This window comes from Phocaeicola sp., from assembly GCF_057861905.1.
In genome coordinates this window covers 1-15,642 of the sequence record NZ_DBMACV010000079.1, presented here as the reverse complement: position 1 = coordinate 15,642, position 15,642 = coordinate 1, and the positions used below count along the sequence as shown (strand labels likewise).

Sequence of the window (15,642 nt, the reverse complement as noted above, 5' to 3'; positions counted from 1 at the left end):
AAATCTCTTTGTAAACTCAAAGTAATTCATATCTCTTATCATTTATGCTACAAAGGTACGAAGAATATCTCAATTATACAAGATTAAAGTAGATAATTCCGAAAAGAATTATGAGCAGAACAAGATTTAATAAGAACGGGACGGTAAGCATAACTGGTATAAGTTTAGAATTATATTATGCCATACAGAAAATAGTTAGTGCTTCTGAAAGTGCATTTTCAGATCCGGAAGAAAATGGTGAATACTATAGTAATTGTGATTTTCTGTGTTCATTAACTCCAAAAGAGAAAGAAGAATTAGAAAAAATTGATTGGATACTATAATTCCATCGGTCACGCTGTGAAGCGTTAGTTTTTAAGTTAGTAAATCAGCCGTAGGAAAAGTGATTTTCCTTCGGCTACTTGTGAAAAATAACTATATTTACAACGTCAAACTTTTAGTATGGGAAATACATATAAAGCGTTTATAAAATAATTCCACAAGTTAGTTTTAAGTTAGAACAAGTCCGGCGGAGGTAATACTCTTTCGGACTACAAATGTTTAATCAAATCGTGAGGCACACGGAAAAAACTGTTTAGAGTCATGAAAGCTAGTTTTGAGGATGTAGTAAAAGCAACAGGAAAGAATTTTGAATGCGAACAGTCCATAAGCGGATACTACCGTCTTGTATGTGATGGGAAAATAATTTTAGACGACAGCGCTTGTGAAGACGTAAACGGAACTGAACAGGAAGCGAAAGATTTCTTTGCGGAATACCTGCTTGAATATGAAGTTCCGGAAGATAAGAAAGAATACCGTTGCGGATTATGTTTTCTGAAATGATAATAATCATAATTTCCTGCCGCTGTGAAGCGAAGTTTTAAGTTAGATCAAAGGCCGACGGAGAGTAATACCCCGCCGGCCTTCTTCATTTTTAAATTATAAACGTATGAATAAGAAAAGAAGAAAAGAAATCGAAGACGTAAGAGAGTCGTTGAGAAAAGTATATGAGGAACTTGAAGAACTCAAAGACGAAGAACAGGAAGCCTTTGACAACCTCCCTGAGTCTTTCCAGGAATCAGAAAAAGGAGAGCGGATGCAAGAGTACATAGAATATATGGAAGAAGCCCTTTCAAGCATTGAAGAATCAATTGAAAGTTTAAACGAAATAGAGTAAAATTATGGACGGAACAACAATTTTCTCAGTTATCTGCGTCCTGCTTTTCGCGGGCTACCTGGTGGTAAGATACCGCCGTTACAACATCCACCGTGCGTTGAAACTTCCGAAACATCCCCCGGTTTATCCGGACAGCGCGATGAAATCGGCACAGGCTATCGGTGATTTCCTGTTCGATCGGGCTGAAATTTGCGGTGTGTATTTCATGACGGCCGACAAGGATACGGGCGTATCCTACGAAGCCATCCGCGACATCTCGCGCGGGAAAGACACGCACATCGTGAACTTCATCCGCATGGCGCACTACCTAGGTTGTGAAGTGGTAGTCCGGCAGATCGGAACCAGCGATACGGAAGATCCGGCCACTACACCGCAGGTGTATGCCGAAATTATTTCTCGTATCGAGGAAGGAAACAGACGGTAAGCCTTTTCCGTCTGCTAATAAAAAACTATATTTGTATCATCATTTAACCGTGGGGGCAACACGTACAAACACTGCACTAATATCATGATAAAAAATTGTTTACCTCTGATTAATTTTGGCGAAGAACTGACAGGAATACGCAACGAAAATCTGCGTTCCGGCATATTGTTAGGGAATCTGGACAGGCTCACAGCCGACTGGATAAACGTGGACAGCATCTACGAAGACCCGGATAAAGACAAATACATGAGCGAGTTTCTTCATTCGCTCAGCTTCCACAAGGAAGAAGTAAATTCTATCACAATCTGGTGGGCCAAGTTCCAGGGAGTTTATGTGATATTCAAGAATCACAACGGCCTTTCGTTCTCCACAGAAGACAGATTCGGGATAAACTACCTGCTTGACATTGGATTCCAGTTCGACGTACCCAGGGAAACGCCGGAGCGTGTGATTGAAGAAGGGAAGCTGAAGGTAGAAGTCTATTCCGACAAGATTCGCATCTTTTCGCCCTACGACAAGAAATTTGTCAAGGGACTGAAAAAAATCGGGAAATGGGACGGACGCTCCTGGGAGTTCAAGGGAAAAAACATTCAGTTGGCATTGAACTGGGCCAACAAGATATTCGGTACCAAACTTAATCTCGATTAAGCCATGCAAATATTCCTGCCATCACCAAGCTGTCTGCAAACTGCCAGACAGCTTGACAAACGTCGGTTCAACAAGCAGATAATAGAAGCCGCGCAGATACTCCGTGCCATCGACGGAGAGGGGAAAGGATGGCTCAACCATCCGGCCACGCGAATGTATCGTCCGTATAAGGAATGGATCCAGCTCTACCGCTCTTGCCTGATGGCCTATCAGCAGGGTGACATGAAAGCTGCCAGCGCAATCAGCCGTCAGGCAGATGACATCCGTCCGCCGTTCGTCACAGATGACTTCTGCCGGCAGCACGCCAGACGGCTCTACACCAAAGCGCCGGAGTTGTACCCGCAGTTCTCCCACTCGAGTGATTAAAAAATAAATAAAGGCTATTCAATACTGAATAGCCTTTATTACAATACAAATATATAAATTTAATTATAATTTTTGCAGCTGACGGACAAAAGCATTATCATTAATTCGGGCATATATCATCGTCATACTTATTTGTCTATGACCTATAACTTGCTGAATTGTCGTAATAGGAATGTCCCTATTAATTAATCGAGAAGCACAGGTATGTCGTGCCACATGGAATATACAAGGCGAAGCAAGTAATAGTGAATAGGTAAAGATTAAACGTAAGTCGTTTGAAATGAGCTGTATTTCTGTATTCTGCAAAATGTGGAAAATGCAAACGACAACGGAATATTGAGGTTGTTCAGTTACCAAACCGTTAGCCGGGCGGTTACCGAAACGGAAAGAGGTAACGCAAAGCGATGAAAAGAAAACCTCACCGTTTTGTTTGCACTCATACACAGTGTTTTGCATATCAAGGAACGCTTATATGGCAAGTAATTTTGCACTAAAAAATATAAGCGTATGAAAGTAGAAAAATTCAAGGTGTTGCTCTACCTCAAAAAGAGCGGACCGGACAAGTCGGGAAAAGCTCCCATCATGGGACGCATCACGGTAAACAGGACAATGGCACAGTTCGGATGCAAACTGTCCTGCACTCCCGAATTATGGAATCCACGTGAAAGCCGTCTGAACGGCAAAAGCAAGGAGGCGGTTGAGATCAATGCCAAGATTGAAAAGTTACTGTTGGCGGTAAACACGGCATTCGACAATCTTGTGGAGCGCAAGATTGATTTCGATGCCACCGATGTGAAAGACCTTTTTCAGGGCAGCATGGAAACACAAATGACGCTCATGCGAATGACGGATGTCGTCTGCGATGACCTCAAAGCCCGTATCGGCATAGACAGGGCAAAAGGGACTTATCCCGGTTATCACTATATGCGCCTGACAATCGGGGAGTTCATCGAGACCAAGTACAAGGTGAAAGATTTGGCATTTGGACAACTGACAGAGCAGTTCATCCACGACTATCAGGCATTTGCCACCGGTAATAAGGGTTATGCGATTGATACCGTCCGCCATCATCTTGCCATCCTGAAGAAAATATGCCGTCTGGCGTATAAGGAGGGATATGCCGACAGAATCCACTTCCAGCATTTTACCTTACCAAAGAAGACGGAAACGACACCACGGGCATTGAGTCGTGAATCGTTTGAGAAAATCCGTGATGTGGAAATACCCGCTTACCGCAAATCCCATATACTGGCAAGGGATATGTTTCTCTTCGGGTGCTACACCGGGGTCTGTTATGCGGATGTTGTCTCGATTACCCACGAGAACCTATATACGGATGAGGACGGTGCTTTGTGGTTGAAGTATCGAAGAAAGAAAAACGAACTTCGTGCCAGTGTGAAACTGTTACCGGAAGCGATTGCGCTGATTGAAAAATATCATAGTGAGGATAGGGACACCCTGTTCCCTTTGCTGCATTGGTCAAATCTCAGACGACACATGAAAGCGTTGGCGGCACTGGCAGGCATCAAGGATGATTTGTGCTATCATCAGGCGAGGCACAGCTTCGCCTCGCTGATTACGCTTGAAGCAGGTGTGCCGATAGAAACCATCAGCAGGATGCTGGGGCATTCCGACATTTCCACAACACAGGTCTATGCCCGTGTCAGCCCGAAGAAACTTTTCGAGGACATGGACAAGTTCATAGAAGCCACCAAAGATTTTCAATTAATTCTTTAATACAGGAAACGATATGCGAAGTACATTTTCACTTTTACCCTACATTAACCGCAGCAAAGTAAAGGCTGACGGTACGACCGCCATACTCTGCCGCATAACCATTGACGGCAAACAGACTGCCATCAGTACGGGGATTTATTGCCGACCGGAAGAATGGAACAGCAAGAAAAACGAGATTAAATCCGTAAGGGAAAATAACCGCTTACGAGAATATTTACGACTGACAGAGGAAGCCTACAATGAAATACTGAAATCGCAAGGCGTGGTCAGTGCCGAGATTTTGAAGAACCACATATCCTTGAACAACATCCATCCGACCACTCTTCTACAGATGGGAGAATGGGAACGTGAACGGTTGAAGAAGCATTCCGAGGAAATAGACTCGACTTCTTCCTATCGAAGTTCAATGTATTATCAGAAGTACCTGACGGATTTTCTTACGTCCATCGGTAAAAAGGACATTCCCCTTGAAGAAGTGACGGAGGATTTCGGCAAGTCCTACAAAGCCCATTTGAAGAAATGCAAGAACTTCGGGGTTTCCCAGACCAATCATTGCCTGCGTTGGCTGAACCGCCTGTTGTATCTGGCAGTCGATAAGGAGATTCTCCGTGTAAATCCCTGTGAGGACTTGGAGTATGAGACAAAGCCGGAAGCAAGGCACAGGTACATCAGCCGTGAGGAGTTCAAGAAGATACTTTCCACACCGATGTATGACAAGCGTATGGAACTGGCAAGACGGGCTTTCATATTTTCCACCCTGACGGGACTGGCGTATGTGGACATCAAACTTCTTCATCCCCACCATATCGGAACAAACGCTGATGGCAGACGGTACATCCGCATCAACCGCAAAAAGACAAAGGTGGAGGCATTCATACCCTTACATCCCATAGCGGAGCGGATATTTTCGCTGTACAACACGACCGATGACGAGAAGCCCGTGTTTCCTCTTCCCAACCGTGATGCCCTATGGTTTGAGGTTCACGAGTTGGGAATAACCATAGGGAAAGAGGAAAACTTGACCTATCACCAAAGTCGGCACAGTTTCGGAACATTTTTGATTTCGGCAGATATACCCATTGAGAGTATCGCCAAGATGATGGGACACTCCAATATCAGGACGACACAGGGATATGCACGGATAACCGATGATAAAATTTCCAAAGATATGGACAAACTGATGGAACGAAGAAAGGAAATATCGGCTGGCGAAAATAAGAAATAGCAGATAATCATCATAAAATAAAGGGATTATGAGTATAGGTATAATAACAATCAGTGAAACGGGTGCAGTCACTATGCCGACCGCACCCGTATGGATGATGCAATTTGAGATTGCCGACCTGTTCGGGGTGTTCTCGTACGATGTCCGCAAGACGATACGGGCAATCTATAAGAACAATGAACTGAATGAAGCCGATACGATGCGATATGTCAGACAACCGAATGGTATCAGTTATGACGTTTACAACCTTGAAATGGTTATAGCCATTGCATTCAGGATATGCAGTAAAGAAAGTGCTTTGTTCAGACGGTTTGTAATAAATGAAATCAGCACCACCAAAAGAGAAACGCCTGTTACGTTGTTTGTTTCCTGTGGCAGGAGTAATAACCGATGGAATAGTTGAGGTTCATCCCGTCAGCCACTTGTTTCTGTTGCCACACGCTTGAAAGGTATCCGACAACGAAAAACAAGCAACTGATGGGTATTATATAAGAGCAGAAAAGGAACGGCTTACGGATGAAGTGTCAATACTGCGCTTCGTCTGTAAGCCGTTCCTTTTTTCTTTTTGTCGAAAGTCTATTGCTGCCGCAATACAGGGCATACGGCAAACTGCACTTCTTCAAGAAAAATCAAGTTATCCTTTGTCGGTAGGCGGAGCGGTAACCGTCATTCAGCATCTGTTCGATGTCGGATTCACGGTAGAGGATTTTACCGCCCAACTGGATATAGGCGATACGCCCTTCATTGCGGTAGTCCTGAAGTGTCCGGCGGCTCACCTTCAGCCGTGCCGACACCTCCTTGTCAGTGAAGAAACGCTCACCGCCCAATGTCGGGCGGTAATTGGCGGTCAGGTGCTCTACATTATCAAGCAGTCGGTCAAGACTGCCCATAAAGTGGATTATCCACTTGTTGTCCTTGTTAATCAACTCATTCATATTACTCTGGATTTAGTGGGTATTGTCATTATATTTCATTCATATAGTCTTTCCTTTGAACTTCGCTTCCTTTCTTCTATCCTCCACAACGGAGACAATGAGTTCCACGTCTTCGGGACGGTAATACGTCTTGTGGTTTATCTGTGAATAAGCCAGCGTGCCGTTATCCCGAAGCGTCTGCAATGTGCGTGGGCTGATGTTAAGCATCCGGCACACGTCCTGATTGTCCATCCACTCGCTCATTGTCTTTTTTCCGTGCCTTTGGCAGATGGCATCCATGCGGCATACAAAATGTTCAAACTTGGCGACCATCGCTTCAAAGGTCTTTCTTTCAATTGATACGATTTCCATATACATTATTTTTGTTGTTATTGTTTCTTTTGCAGCAAAGAAATACATAATCTACTGCCCAGCAATGGATTTCCCGAAAGTGGCAGCGTGTTGCTCCGATATGGTAGCGTTTGTCCGAGTTACTGCTTGCCGGTTATCTGTGAGCAAGCCGGTGGAATACGATTTCCGTTCAGCCTTTAATTCCCATGTCTTATAAAGAAGCCACAGCCAAAATAAGGGCTTAATTTAAAATAGCCCCCAATCGTACTTTGTCCTTTTAGCTATTCATATCCGGCAAATCGGTGAAGTCCGCACCAATTTGTCAGTCCCCATAAAGCAAAACCGTACAAAAATGCCTAAGAGAATCCAAGTGCTTGACTGACTGCATTAAAGCACCTTACTTCGCTCCCGATAATCGGTCGAGGTATAGACCAAGACCACATTCAATAACTTAATCAATTTGTTTTTACAATGAAAAAAGAACCAAACATTACAGAGCGTCAAGCTCGTGAAATCGTGGAAAAAATGGGGCGCAGGGAGCCCTACACCTCCAAGTCGATAGACGACTTCTACAGGAGTATCGGTCTGGAACCGGAGGAGCCGGAACAGCCCGGCAAGACCGTCACGGAAGAAGCAGAAATTCCTATGGCAGATGAACCGTCAGGAGTGGCGACCGAAGAAGCGGCAATGCCGCAGAAGCGCATCAGTGGCAAACAGCGCAGGCTGTCTTTGGATGAGTACCGCACCACCTATCTCAAAGTTCCCAAAATTATCAACCGCAAGCCCGTGTTCGTCAGTGAGACGGTGCGTGACGAGCTGGACAGGGTTGTCCGTTACCTCGGAGGGAAGGGCATGAGCGCATCCGGACTTATAGAGAACCTTGTCCGCCTGCACCTCGATGCCTACCGGAATGACATTGAGCAATGGCGCAAACTCTGACGGGATTACGGTGGAACAGGTTGAGCCGTTGGATGCACTCCATCGGTTCGACCGATACACAAAGTGAGTTATTACACTCGGAAATCAATCCGACAGGCGGAGGATTTTTGTGTCCTCAAAGACACAGCAAGGTATGTTTTCAGTTACTCGGATGTACCGGAGTAACTGAAAACCCTTGCACCACCGTGGGCAGAATTATCCTCCGAAGTCGGATAATTTCGGGGTTAATTAATCAATGATTAAACAAAGGATAAACTATAAAATTGAAAGAATAAGAAGCATGAAAAAGAACAACAAGTACGGGAGAAATCCCAAATTGAACCCGAAGACGCACTGCGTGATGGTGCGCTTCGATGATGAGGAATGGAACAAGTTCCTCACGATGTACGAAGAGTCACAGGTGTATGCGAAAGCCGTCTTTCTGAAGGCGCATTTCTTCGGAAAGAAGTTCAAAGTGCTGAAAGTAGACAAGACGATGCTGGACTACTACACCAAGCTGTCGGACTTCCACGCCCAGTTCTGTGCCATCGGCATGAACTATAATCAGGTAGTCAAAGAGCTGCGATGCCATTTTTCGGAGAAGAAGGCGATGGCTCTACTCTATAAGTTGGAGAAGCATACCATTGACCTTGTAAAGTTAAGTCGGGAGATTGTGGAGCTTTCGAGGGAGATGCAGAAGTGTTACCAATCCCAATCGGACTGATATGGCATCGGTTAAGGTCAAGTTTCGCCCATCCACCGTAAACGGCAGGGAGGGTACACTCTACTATCAGGTCATCCACAACCGTGTGGTCAGACAGATAAACACAGAGTATAAACTTTTCGTTTCGGAATGGGACAGTCATTCCGAAACGGTCAATTTACATCTTGTTTCAAATAAGGATGGACGGAATAACTATCTACTTTCAATAAGTTCCCGTATCAGATGGGACAAGGACAGGTTGAATAAGATTATACACACGTTATCCCAATCCGGCACATTTGTGACGGATGATATAGTCGCACACTTTCATGACAACAGGCAAGAGTTATCGTTTAACGCTTACATCAGCCAGCAGATAGCAAGACTGAAACGCTTGGGGAAAATACGCACTTCGGAAACCTATACAGCTGCCCTCAGAAGTTTTAGCGGTTTTATGAATGACACAGAGGCCTTGTTTGACCAATTTAATGTGGATTTATTGGCAGAGTACGAGGCTTATTTGAAAGGCAGGGGAAATACGCCCAACACCATATCCTTCTATATGCGTATTCTGAAAGCGGTCTATAACCGTGCAGTGGAAAATGGACTGACGGAGCAACGGCATCCGTTCAAGTCCGTTTATACAGGAGTGGAGAAAACCATGAAGCGAGCCTTATCACTCAATGACATCAAACGTATCAAAGGACTGGACTTGTCATTGAAGCCCAATCTTGATTATGCCCGTGATATGTTCCTGTTCTGTTTCTATACAAGGGGAATGTCATTCATTGATATGGCTTATCTGAGAAAGAAAGACTTGCAGAACGGCACTCTTTCATACCGCAGACGGAAGACGGGACAGCAACTGTTCATCAAATGGGAAAAGTGTATGCAAGAGATTCTTGACAAATATCCGATAAACGAAACGGAGCATCTGCTCCCCATCATTACAAAATGGGACGAAGATTATCGGAAGCAATATGCCAACGAACTTCACCGAGTAAACCATTTGTTGAAGAAAATCGGGAAGCAGTTGGATTTGCCAATACCCTTGACAATGTATGTCGGTCGGCATTCGTGGGCAAGTATCGCCAAGAGCCGTAATGTGCCAGTCTCTGTCATCAGCGAGGGTATGGGGCATGATTCTGAGAACACCACGCAGATTTATCTTGCATCGTTGGATACTACTGTGGTGGATAAAGCCAATAAGAAGATACTGGATTTGCTGTGAATCGGTAGATGTTTAGCGAATCTGTCCAACGCTTGCCAAGAGACGGACAAATTGGCTTATCTTATTGATATATAGTCATGTTTAGCTATTTTCAGAATAACTTTCGCAAAACATTCAGATTCTCTCGCAAAACAAAAGCATGGCAATAGGCAAGATTTTCAGTGTTCTATATCCTGAAAATCATTGTTTTGCTTAACTTTGCACTATAATATCCGTCTCTTGGCAAGAGACAATAGGCACCAACATTATGAGTACAAAGTTTTTCAACAATACGTTAGGCAATACGCTTTTTGACAAGCTGAAAGGTATTGCATCGGAGATGGCAACATTCGACCGCTTCTTGGCGGTTGTAGGTTTCTTCCGTTCATCAGGATATTTTAAATTGCGTAAGGAATTAGGTGATATATCAGAAATCAAGATATTGGTTGGTATCAACATAGATGATATTTTCCGTAAACATAACAAGACACTTCTAATGCTGGCCAATGAGGACAAGGCAAAGGAGATCTACCACAACGGCTTCAAAGAAGATATTGTTAATGCCCAATATGCTCCCGAAGTGGAAGAAGGTATTTTGCAGATGTGCGAAGACCTTGTTTCAGGACGATTACAGATGCGTATCCACGCTACCAAAAACCTGCACGCCAAATTCTATCTCTGTTTACCACAGAATCATAGTGAACACAGCGATGGTTGGGTTATTATGGGTTCTTCAAATATCTCTGATTCTGGTTTAGGAATTAAGCAACCGCCACAATACGAACTTAATGTGGCGATGAAAGACTTTGACGATGTGAAGTATTGCTCCGATGAATTTTGGACTTTATGGAACGAGGCTGTTCCCCTTACCGCAGATGACATTAACAAGTACAAGGAAAAGACATACTTGGGTTATCAGCCAACTCCGTACGAGCTTTATATCAAAGTGCTTATCGATACTTTTGGCGACCAAGTGGAAGATGATTTTTCCATTCAGTTGCCCGATGGTGTTAAGGATTTGAAATATCAGAAAGATGCCGTTATTCAAGGCTATCAAATGCTGATGCAGCATAACGGTTTGTTCCTTGCCGATGTTGTAGGTCTTGGAAAGACAATGATTGCCACAATGATAGCCAAGCGATTTGTAGAGGCTAACGGCAAAAACACCAATATCCTTGTTGTTTATCCTCCTGCTTTGGAAGACAACTGGAGAAATACATTCAAGTTGTTCGGCATTTACAAAAAAGCACAGTTTGTCACCAATGGCAGTCTGTCCAAAGTCCTTGAAAGTAAAAACAACTACAAGGATAAAGAAGAGTTTGACCTGATTATTGTCGATGAAGCGCACGGTTTCCGTAGCGACAGTTCGGGCAAGTATGACGAACTACAGAAGATATGCAAGTCTCCTTGCATGAATATGGGCTTGTTGAAGAGTTCGCAAAAGAAAGTGATGCTTCTTTCAGCAACCCCACTCAATAACCGTCCCGACGATTTACAGAATCAATTGTTGCTGTTCCAAAACAGCCAGAGCTGTACCATTGATGGAGTTCCGAACCTCAAAGGCTTCTTCTCGGAATATATCTTGGAGTACAAGCGATTGATGCGTGAACGTGATAAGCGTGATGTTACATCCGAAGTGGATAAAATATATGAGCAAATCCGCAGTAAGGTTATCGACAAGGTAACAGTTCGTCGTACACGCAACAACATTCTAAATGACCCTGATTATAGGGCAGACATCAGGTCGCAAGGCATCATATTCCCCAATATTCTGCCACCTAACGAATTGGAGTACGTGATGGATTCCGACACAAGTAATCGTTTCTACGAAACGTTGAAACAATTGACCGATGGAAAAACAGATGAAAATCCGGAGGGTAAGGGACTGACTTATGCCCGTTATCGTGCGGTGGAATTCTTGAAGCCAGAATACCGTAACAGGTACAAGAATGCCGTACATATCGGTCAGACATTGGCCGGAATCTATCGTGTCCACATGGTGAAGCGATTGGAAAGTAGTTTTTATGCTTTCAAAAAATCGCTCCGTACACTTCTTCGTATCACAACCGATATGATTAAGATGTTCGAGGAAGACAAAGTTATCATTGCTCCCGACTTGAAGGTAAAAGACCTGCAAGCAAAGAATATGGAGCTTGATGAGATTATCGAGTATGCCATTACCAAGGGATATGCAGTTGAGGATATTCTCTTCCCTGCCGATGCATTCACTTCTGAATTTCTTGAAATGCTCCACCATGACCGTGATATATTGGAGCAACTCAATGCTGATTGGGAGAAAGAGAATGACGACCCAAAATTCGATAAGTTCCGAGAAAACCTTACCCATAACTTCTTCGATAAAGAGATAAATCCATCGGGCAAACTTGTGTTGTTCTCAGAGAGCGTGGATACACTGAATTATTTGTACGATAGACTTACAAAGGAAATCGGTCGTTCCGATGTTTTGATGGTTACGGCAGCCAACCGCAACCGTTTGGGGCAGACCATCAAGGAGAATTTTGATGCAAACTTTGACTGCGAGTCTATGGAGTACAACATCATCATTACATCTGATGTGTTGGCGGAAGGTGTGAACTTGCATCGCTCCAATGTAATTGTCAATTACGATTCGCCTTGGAACGCTACCCGATTAATGCAGCGCATCGGTCGTGTAAACCGTATCGGCTCGGTTGCTCCCAACATTTACAACTATATGTTCTACCCGTCTCAACAGGGCGATAAAGAAATTCAGCTATATAAGAATGCCCTTGTCAAGTTGCAAGGTTTCCATTCGGCATTTGGCGAAGATGCACAAATCTACTCCAAAGAGGAGATTGTAAAGGAGTTCCGGATGTTCGATAACAATGTAAAGGATAGCATTGACAAGAAAATTGCCCTATTGCGTGAGGTGCGTGAACTCTATAATAGCGACCGCAAACTGTATCACAAAATCAAGGCACTGCCAATGAAGAGCCGTGTAATGCGTGATACTGGAAAGCATAGCGGTAAGTCTATTATATTTGTTTCTTCCAATGTCAAGACGGAGTTCTATTTGGCAACAGCCACCGGTGTAGAGGTTATCGACTTTCTTGAAGCGGTAAAATATCTCAAAGCGAAACCCGAAGAACAGCCTGTGCCATTCTCCAAAGAAGAGCAGCACTACAAGCACGTAAACAGTGCATTGGCTCAATATACGACCGAATATGTGGAGGCAGCCGATACATCATCAATCAACCGCTCCGACCTTGACAAGACTTCGCTTGAAGCCAACAAGTTCTTGCGTACCATCAAGCAGATAACAACCGACAGTGAATTGAAATCGCAATGCGATGTGCTGATGGGATATATCAATGAAGGTATCTATGCCCAGCTGCCTCGTTACTTGAAAGCCTTGTCTCGTGAATACAGGAACGACCGTGCAAGGATGAAGCAAGACGAGTATGGTTTACAAAACAGAATTTCGGAACTGATTGGCGAGTACCGGACCATGAACAAGGAGCAACGCCACGATGCACAAGACATTTCCAATCCACAAATTATTATTTCAGAATCCTTTAAGTAAATATCACTATGGCAATTATATATACTTCAGACAGTTTAAGAAACCTGTTCCAATCATCATTCAACTTGGCACAATGGTACAGTTTTTTGCAATATTTTTTCAATGCAAGCGAATTGAAAGAGAAACCCGAAAGAATAATTGAGAGCACTTCGGATGAAGGCTATTATTTAGGAAACATAAACACTTCCGACAGCTACCGTATAGGCTTGTTCCACTATAATATCCGTCAAGGCTCTGTCGCAAACAAACGTATAGGACTTCGCAATCTCGTAAAATCATTCATCAATCCCACTTGGGGAGAATTTGATGCGGCATTAGTTGTATTTGACAGTGGCGACCATTGGCGTTTGTCATTTATTTGTGACATTAAGGGTGAAGCGACATCGCCTAAACGATACACATACGTATTCGGCAGTGATGATTTGTTGTACAGGACACCCATCGAACGTTTCAATTTCTTAAAGAAGAAAGGCATATCGTTTGAGAATTTAAAAACTGCATTTTCCGTTGAAGCCCTCTCTGATGAATTCTTCGACAAGTACCGTGAGCAATATGCCGACTTTATCCAATATATTACGGGTAAGCGTTTTGTCAAGGTTGGCAGCAAGTGGGAAGAAAAAATACTTGGCGAGCCTGACACTGCATTGATGCAGGCATTTAACCATAACGAGAAGAAGATTCGTGACTATGTGAAGAAGATGATGGGACGAATCACATTCCTGCACTTCTTGCAACGCAAAGGATGGATGTGTGGAGACCTCAACTATATGCAGAATATGTTTAAGAACTCACCGTATAAGGACGATTATCTTGATTCGGTGCTTGAACCGTTATTTTTCGGTATCCTGAACACTAAACCAGCCGAGCGTGAAGCTCTGTTCGCTGATTACGGTTGGGATAAGTCACTGCTTGATGAGTGGAAAGATATTCCATACCTCAATGGCGGTTTGTTTGAGCGTGATGAGGAGGATGAGCCTGAAAGCCGTTTCCCTGCTGATTACTTCAAACGCCTGTTCCAATTCTTCAGTGAATACAACTTTACCATTGACGAAAACGACCCTAATGATGCCGAGGTCGGTGTTGACCCTGAAATGTTGGGTAAAATCTTCGAGAACTTGCTTGAAGACAACAAGGATAAAGGAGCGTTCTATACCCCGAAAGAGATAGTACGCTATATGTGTCAGGAATCTCTCATCGCTTATCTTGAAACCAATACAAGTATAGCAAAAGAGAAGATTCGCCAATTTGTTCTTTCGCCCGAAGAAGGAGTTGTGGATATTCCTGATAATAAGAAGCCTAAACTACTTACTGCACTTGAAGAAGTAAAAATTTGTGACCCGGCCATCGGCTCGGGTGCATTCCCTATGGGGTTGCTTAATGAATTGTTGCATTGTCGTGAAGCGTTGAGCGGCGAGCGTTACGACCGCGCCGAAATAAAGAAGAGCATTATCCAAAACAATATTTATGGTGTGGATATTGAGAAAGGGGCTGTTGATATTGCCCGTTTGCGTTTCTGGCTCTCAATTGTGGTTGATGAGGAAACACCATCGCCATTGCCAAACCTTGATTATAAGATTATGCAAGGAAACTCACTAATCGAGAGTTTTATGGGAGTGGATTTGAGCAAACTCACTTATGAGAAAGGGCATAAGAAAGATAAAGGAGAAATCACACTTTTCGATGATGAGAAAAATCGCTTGCAAAAAAGGGTATTTCAGCTTTTAATGGCATATTACTCTTGTAGCGACCACGATAGAAAGGTAAAGTTACAGCAAGATATTTCCGATACCATCAACAAACAGTTGGAGGCACAGGCTTACGACCCTGTAATTCTTGAACAACTCAAGAAAATCAATCTTGCTGAGAATAACAAATTCTTCCTCTGGCATACTTGGTTTAGTGATGTATTTAACAGAGATGATGATAAAAACGGATTTGACATCGTTATTGGCAATCCGCCATATATCCAATTACAGAATAATGGTGGAGAGTTGGCAAAATTATATGAAGATTGCCGATTCCAGACATTTGCTAAGACTGGCGACATTTATTGCTTGTTCTATGAAAAAGGTTGGCAGCTTTTATGCCAACAAGGGCATCTCTGTTTTATTACATCCAATAAATGGATGCGTGCAGGATATGGAGAAAAAACGAGAGGATTCTTCGCAAAGCATACAAATCCTAAATACTTAATTGATTTTGCTGGAGTAAAGATTTTTGATAATGCTACGGTTGATACGAATATCCTGATTTTCGGCAAGGAAAAGAATGAATATCAAACACGCTGTGCAGTTACTGACAAACTGAACAAAGATAGCTTAAAGAATTTGAGCGATTTTGTTCAGCAACAGTCAGTAGAATGCCGTTTTGAATCTTTTGATAGTTGGGTTATATTATCCCCGATTGAGCAGAGTATTAAAAGAAAAAT

The 15,642-nt window shown here is 43.3% G+C and carries 17 protein-coding genes; 14 read left to right on the top strand and 3 right to left on the bottom strand.

Annotated elements, in window-relative coordinates; all coding sequences use genetic code 11:
- Positions 1 to 110 precede the first annotated feature (110 nt).
- The 6 genes from ACZM60_RS12785 (at position 111) to ACZM60_RS12760 (ending at position 2,594) form a co-directional block, all read left to right on the top strand.
- Positions 111 to 323 carry a hypothetical protein gene (locus ACZM60_RS12785; RefSeq protein WP_489521695.1) on the top strand — a complete coding sequence of 71 codons (213 nt, stop codon included), beginning with the start codon at positions 111 to 113 and terminating at the stop codon, positions 321 to 323.
- Between the two features lie 259 nt (positions 324 to 582).
- Positions 583 to 822, top strand: a complete 240-nt coding sequence (locus tag ACZM60_RS12780; RefSeq protein WP_489521694.1) for a hypothetical protein — start codon at positions 583 to 585, stop codon at positions 820 to 822.
- Between the two features lie 106 nt (positions 823 to 928).
- Complete coding sequence (locus ACZM60_RS12775; RefSeq protein ID WP_117702077.1) at positions 929 to 1,156, top strand: hypothetical protein; 228 nt, start codon at positions 929 to 931, stop codon at positions 1,154 to 1,156.
- A 61-nt stretch (positions 1,157 to 1,217) separates the two neighbouring features.
- Positions 1,218 to 1,580 (top strand): hypothetical protein, encoded by a 363-nt coding sequence (locus ACZM60_RS12770; protein ID WP_489521693.1) that lies wholly within the window; start codon positions 1,218 to 1,220, stop codon positions 1,578 to 1,580.
- A gap of 84 nt (positions 1,581 to 1,664) precedes the next feature.
- Entirely contained in the window at positions 1,665 to 2,228 is a 564-nt protein-coding gene (locus tag ACZM60_RS12765) for a hypothetical protein (protein ID WP_489521692.1), read from the top strand.
- Positions 2,229 to 2,231: 3 nt separating this feature from the next.
- Positions 2,232 to 2,594 carry a pyrimidine dimer DNA glycosylase/endonuclease V gene (locus tag ACZM60_RS12760; RefSeq protein WP_489521691.1) on the top strand — a complete coding sequence of 121 codons (363 nt, stop codon included), beginning with the start codon at positions 2,232 to 2,234 and terminating at the stop codon, positions 2,592 to 2,594.
- Positions 2,595 to 2,657: 63 nt separating this feature from the next.
- Here ACZM60_RS12760 and ACZM60_RS12755 read toward each other — a convergent pair whose 3' ends face one another.
- Positions 2,658 to 3,050 carry a tyrosine-type recombinase/integrase gene (locus ACZM60_RS12755; RefSeq protein ID WP_489521690.1) on the bottom strand — a complete coding sequence of 131 codons (393 nt, stop codon included), beginning with the start codon at positions 3,048 to 3,050 and terminating at the stop codon, positions 2,658 to 2,660.
- Positions 3,051 to 3,101: 51 nt separating this feature from the next.
- Between ACZM60_RS12755 and ACZM60_RS12750 the strand changes: the two genes are divergently transcribed.
- The 3 genes from ACZM60_RS12750 to ACZM60_RS12740 are packed head-to-tail and all read left to right on the top strand — an operon-like array spanning position 3,102 to position 5,959.
- Positions 3,102 to 4,331 carry a site-specific integrase gene (locus tag ACZM60_RS12750; protein WP_195600670.1) on the top strand — a complete coding sequence of 410 codons (1,230 nt, stop codon included), beginning with the start codon at positions 3,102 to 3,104 and terminating at the stop codon, positions 4,329 to 4,331.
- 13 nt (positions 4,332 to 4,344) lie between these two features.
- Positions 4,345 to 5,556, top strand: coding sequence for a site-specific integrase (locus ACZM60_RS12745; RefSeq protein ID WP_489521689.1), 1,212 nt, complete (start codon positions 4,345 to 4,347; stop codon positions 5,554 to 5,556).
- Between the two features lie 28 nt (positions 5,557 to 5,584).
- On the top strand, positions 5,585 to 5,959 hold the full coding sequence (locus ACZM60_RS12740) for a virulence RhuM family protein (protein WP_195600672.1): 375 nt from the start codon (positions 5,585 to 5,587) through the stop codon (positions 5,957 to 5,959).
- A gap of 226 nt (positions 5,960 to 6,185) precedes the next feature.
- Here ACZM60_RS12740 and ACZM60_RS12735 read toward each other — a convergent pair whose 3' ends face one another.
- Positions 6,186 to 6,491, bottom strand: coding sequence for a helix-turn-helix domain-containing protein (locus ACZM60_RS12735; protein WP_195600673.1), 306 nt, complete (start codon positions 6,489 to 6,491; stop codon positions 6,186 to 6,188).
- A gap of 39 nt (positions 6,492 to 6,530) precedes the next feature.
- Complete coding sequence (locus tag ACZM60_RS12730; RefSeq protein ID WP_195600674.1) at positions 6,531 to 6,842, bottom strand: helix-turn-helix domain-containing protein; 312 nt, start codon at positions 6,840 to 6,842, stop codon at positions 6,531 to 6,533.
- A 450-nt stretch (positions 6,843 to 7,292) separates the two neighbouring features.
- Between ACZM60_RS12730 and ACZM60_RS12725 the strand changes: the two genes are divergently transcribed.
- From ACZM60_RS12725 to ACZM60_RS12705, 5 genes are all read left to right on the top strand, one after another.
- Entirely contained in the window at positions 7,293 to 7,760 is a 468-nt protein-coding gene (locus ACZM60_RS12725; protein ID WP_195600675.1) for a DUF3408 domain-containing protein, read from the top strand.
- Positions 7,761 to 8,040: 280 nt separating this feature from the next.
- Positions 8,041 to 8,463, top strand: coding sequence for a conjugal transfer protein MobA (gene mobA / locus ACZM60_RS12720; RefSeq protein WP_489521688.1), 423 nt, complete (start codon positions 8,041 to 8,043; stop codon positions 8,461 to 8,463).
- A gap of 1 nt (position 8,464) precedes the next feature.
- Positions 8,465 to 9,673 carry a tyrosine-type recombinase/integrase gene (locus ACZM60_RS12715; RefSeq protein WP_195600677.1) on the top strand — a complete coding sequence of 403 codons (1,209 nt, stop codon included), beginning with the start codon at positions 8,465 to 8,467 and terminating at the stop codon, positions 9,671 to 9,673.
- Between the two features lie 247 nt (positions 9,674 to 9,920).
- Entirely contained in the window at positions 9,921 to 13,214 is a 3,294-nt protein-coding gene (locus ACZM60_RS12710) for a helicase-related protein (protein ID WP_195600678.1), read from the top strand.
- Positions 13,215 to 13,222: 8 nt separating this feature from the next.
- Positions 13,223 to 15,642, top strand: a 2,420-nt coding sequence (locus ACZM60_RS12705; RefSeq protein ID WP_489521687.1) for an Eco57I restriction-modification methylase domain-containing protein, incomplete at its 3' end; no start/stop codon positions are given.

What these genes read in the sequence shown, in the direction of transcription:
- ACZM60_RS12785 (WP_489521695.1), top strand. Translation starts at nt 111, where the DNA reads ATGAGCAGAACAAGATTTAATAAGAACGGGACGGTAAGCATAACTGGT.
- ACZM60_RS12780 (WP_489521694.1), top strand. Translation starts at nt 583, where the DNA reads ATGAAAGCTAGTTTTGAGGATGTAGTAAAAGCAACAGGAAAGAATTTT.
- ACZM60_RS12775 (WP_117702077.1), top strand. Translation starts at nt 929, where the DNA reads ATGAATAAGAAAAGAAGAAAAGAAATCGAAGACGTAAGAGAGTCGTTG.
- ACZM60_RS12765 (WP_489521692.1), top strand. Translation starts at nt 1,665, where the DNA reads ATGATAAAAAATTGTTTACCTCTGATTAATTTTGGCGAAGAACTGACA.
- ACZM60_RS12760 (WP_489521691.1), top strand. Translation starts at nt 2,232, where the DNA reads ATGCAAATATTCCTGCCATCACCAAGCTGTCTGCAAACTGCCAGACAG.
- ACZM60_RS12755 (WP_489521690.1), bottom strand. Translation starts at nt 3,050, where the DNA reads ATGCAAAACACTGTGTATGAGTGCAAACAAAACGGTGAGGTTTTCTTT.
- ACZM60_RS12750 (WP_195600670.1), top strand. Translation starts at nt 3,102, where the DNA reads ATGAAAGTAGAAAAATTCAAGGTGTTGCTCTACCTCAAAAAGAGCGGA.
- ACZM60_RS12745 (WP_489521689.1), top strand. Translation starts at nt 4,345, where the DNA reads ATGCGAAGTACATTTTCACTTTTACCCTACATTAACCGCAGCAAAGTA.
- ACZM60_RS12740 (WP_195600672.1), top strand. Translation starts at nt 5,585, where the DNA reads ATGAGTATAGGTATAATAACAATCAGTGAAACGGGTGCAGTCACTATG.
- ACZM60_RS12735 (WP_195600673.1), bottom strand. Translation starts at nt 6,491, where the DNA reads ATGAATGAGTTGATTAACAAGGACAACAAGTGGATAATCCACTTTATG.
- ACZM60_RS12730 (WP_195600674.1), bottom strand. Translation starts at nt 6,842, where the DNA reads ATGGAAATCGTATCAATTGAAAGAAAGACCTTTGAAGCGATGGTCGCC.
- ACZM60_RS12725 (WP_195600675.1), top strand. Translation starts at nt 7,293, where the DNA reads ATGAAAAAAGAACCAAACATTACAGAGCGTCAAGCTCGTGAAATCGTG.
- mobA (WP_489521688.1), top strand. Translation starts at nt 8,041, where the DNA reads ATGAAAAAGAACAACAAGTACGGGAGAAATCCCAAATTGAACCCGAAG.
- ACZM60_RS12715 (WP_195600677.1), top strand. Translation starts at nt 8,465, where the DNA reads ATGGCATCGGTTAAGGTCAAGTTTCGCCCATCCACCGTAAACGGCAGG.
- ACZM60_RS12710 (WP_195600678.1), top strand. Translation starts at nt 9,921, where the DNA reads ATGAGTACAAAGTTTTTCAACAATACGTTAGGCAATACGCTTTTTGAC.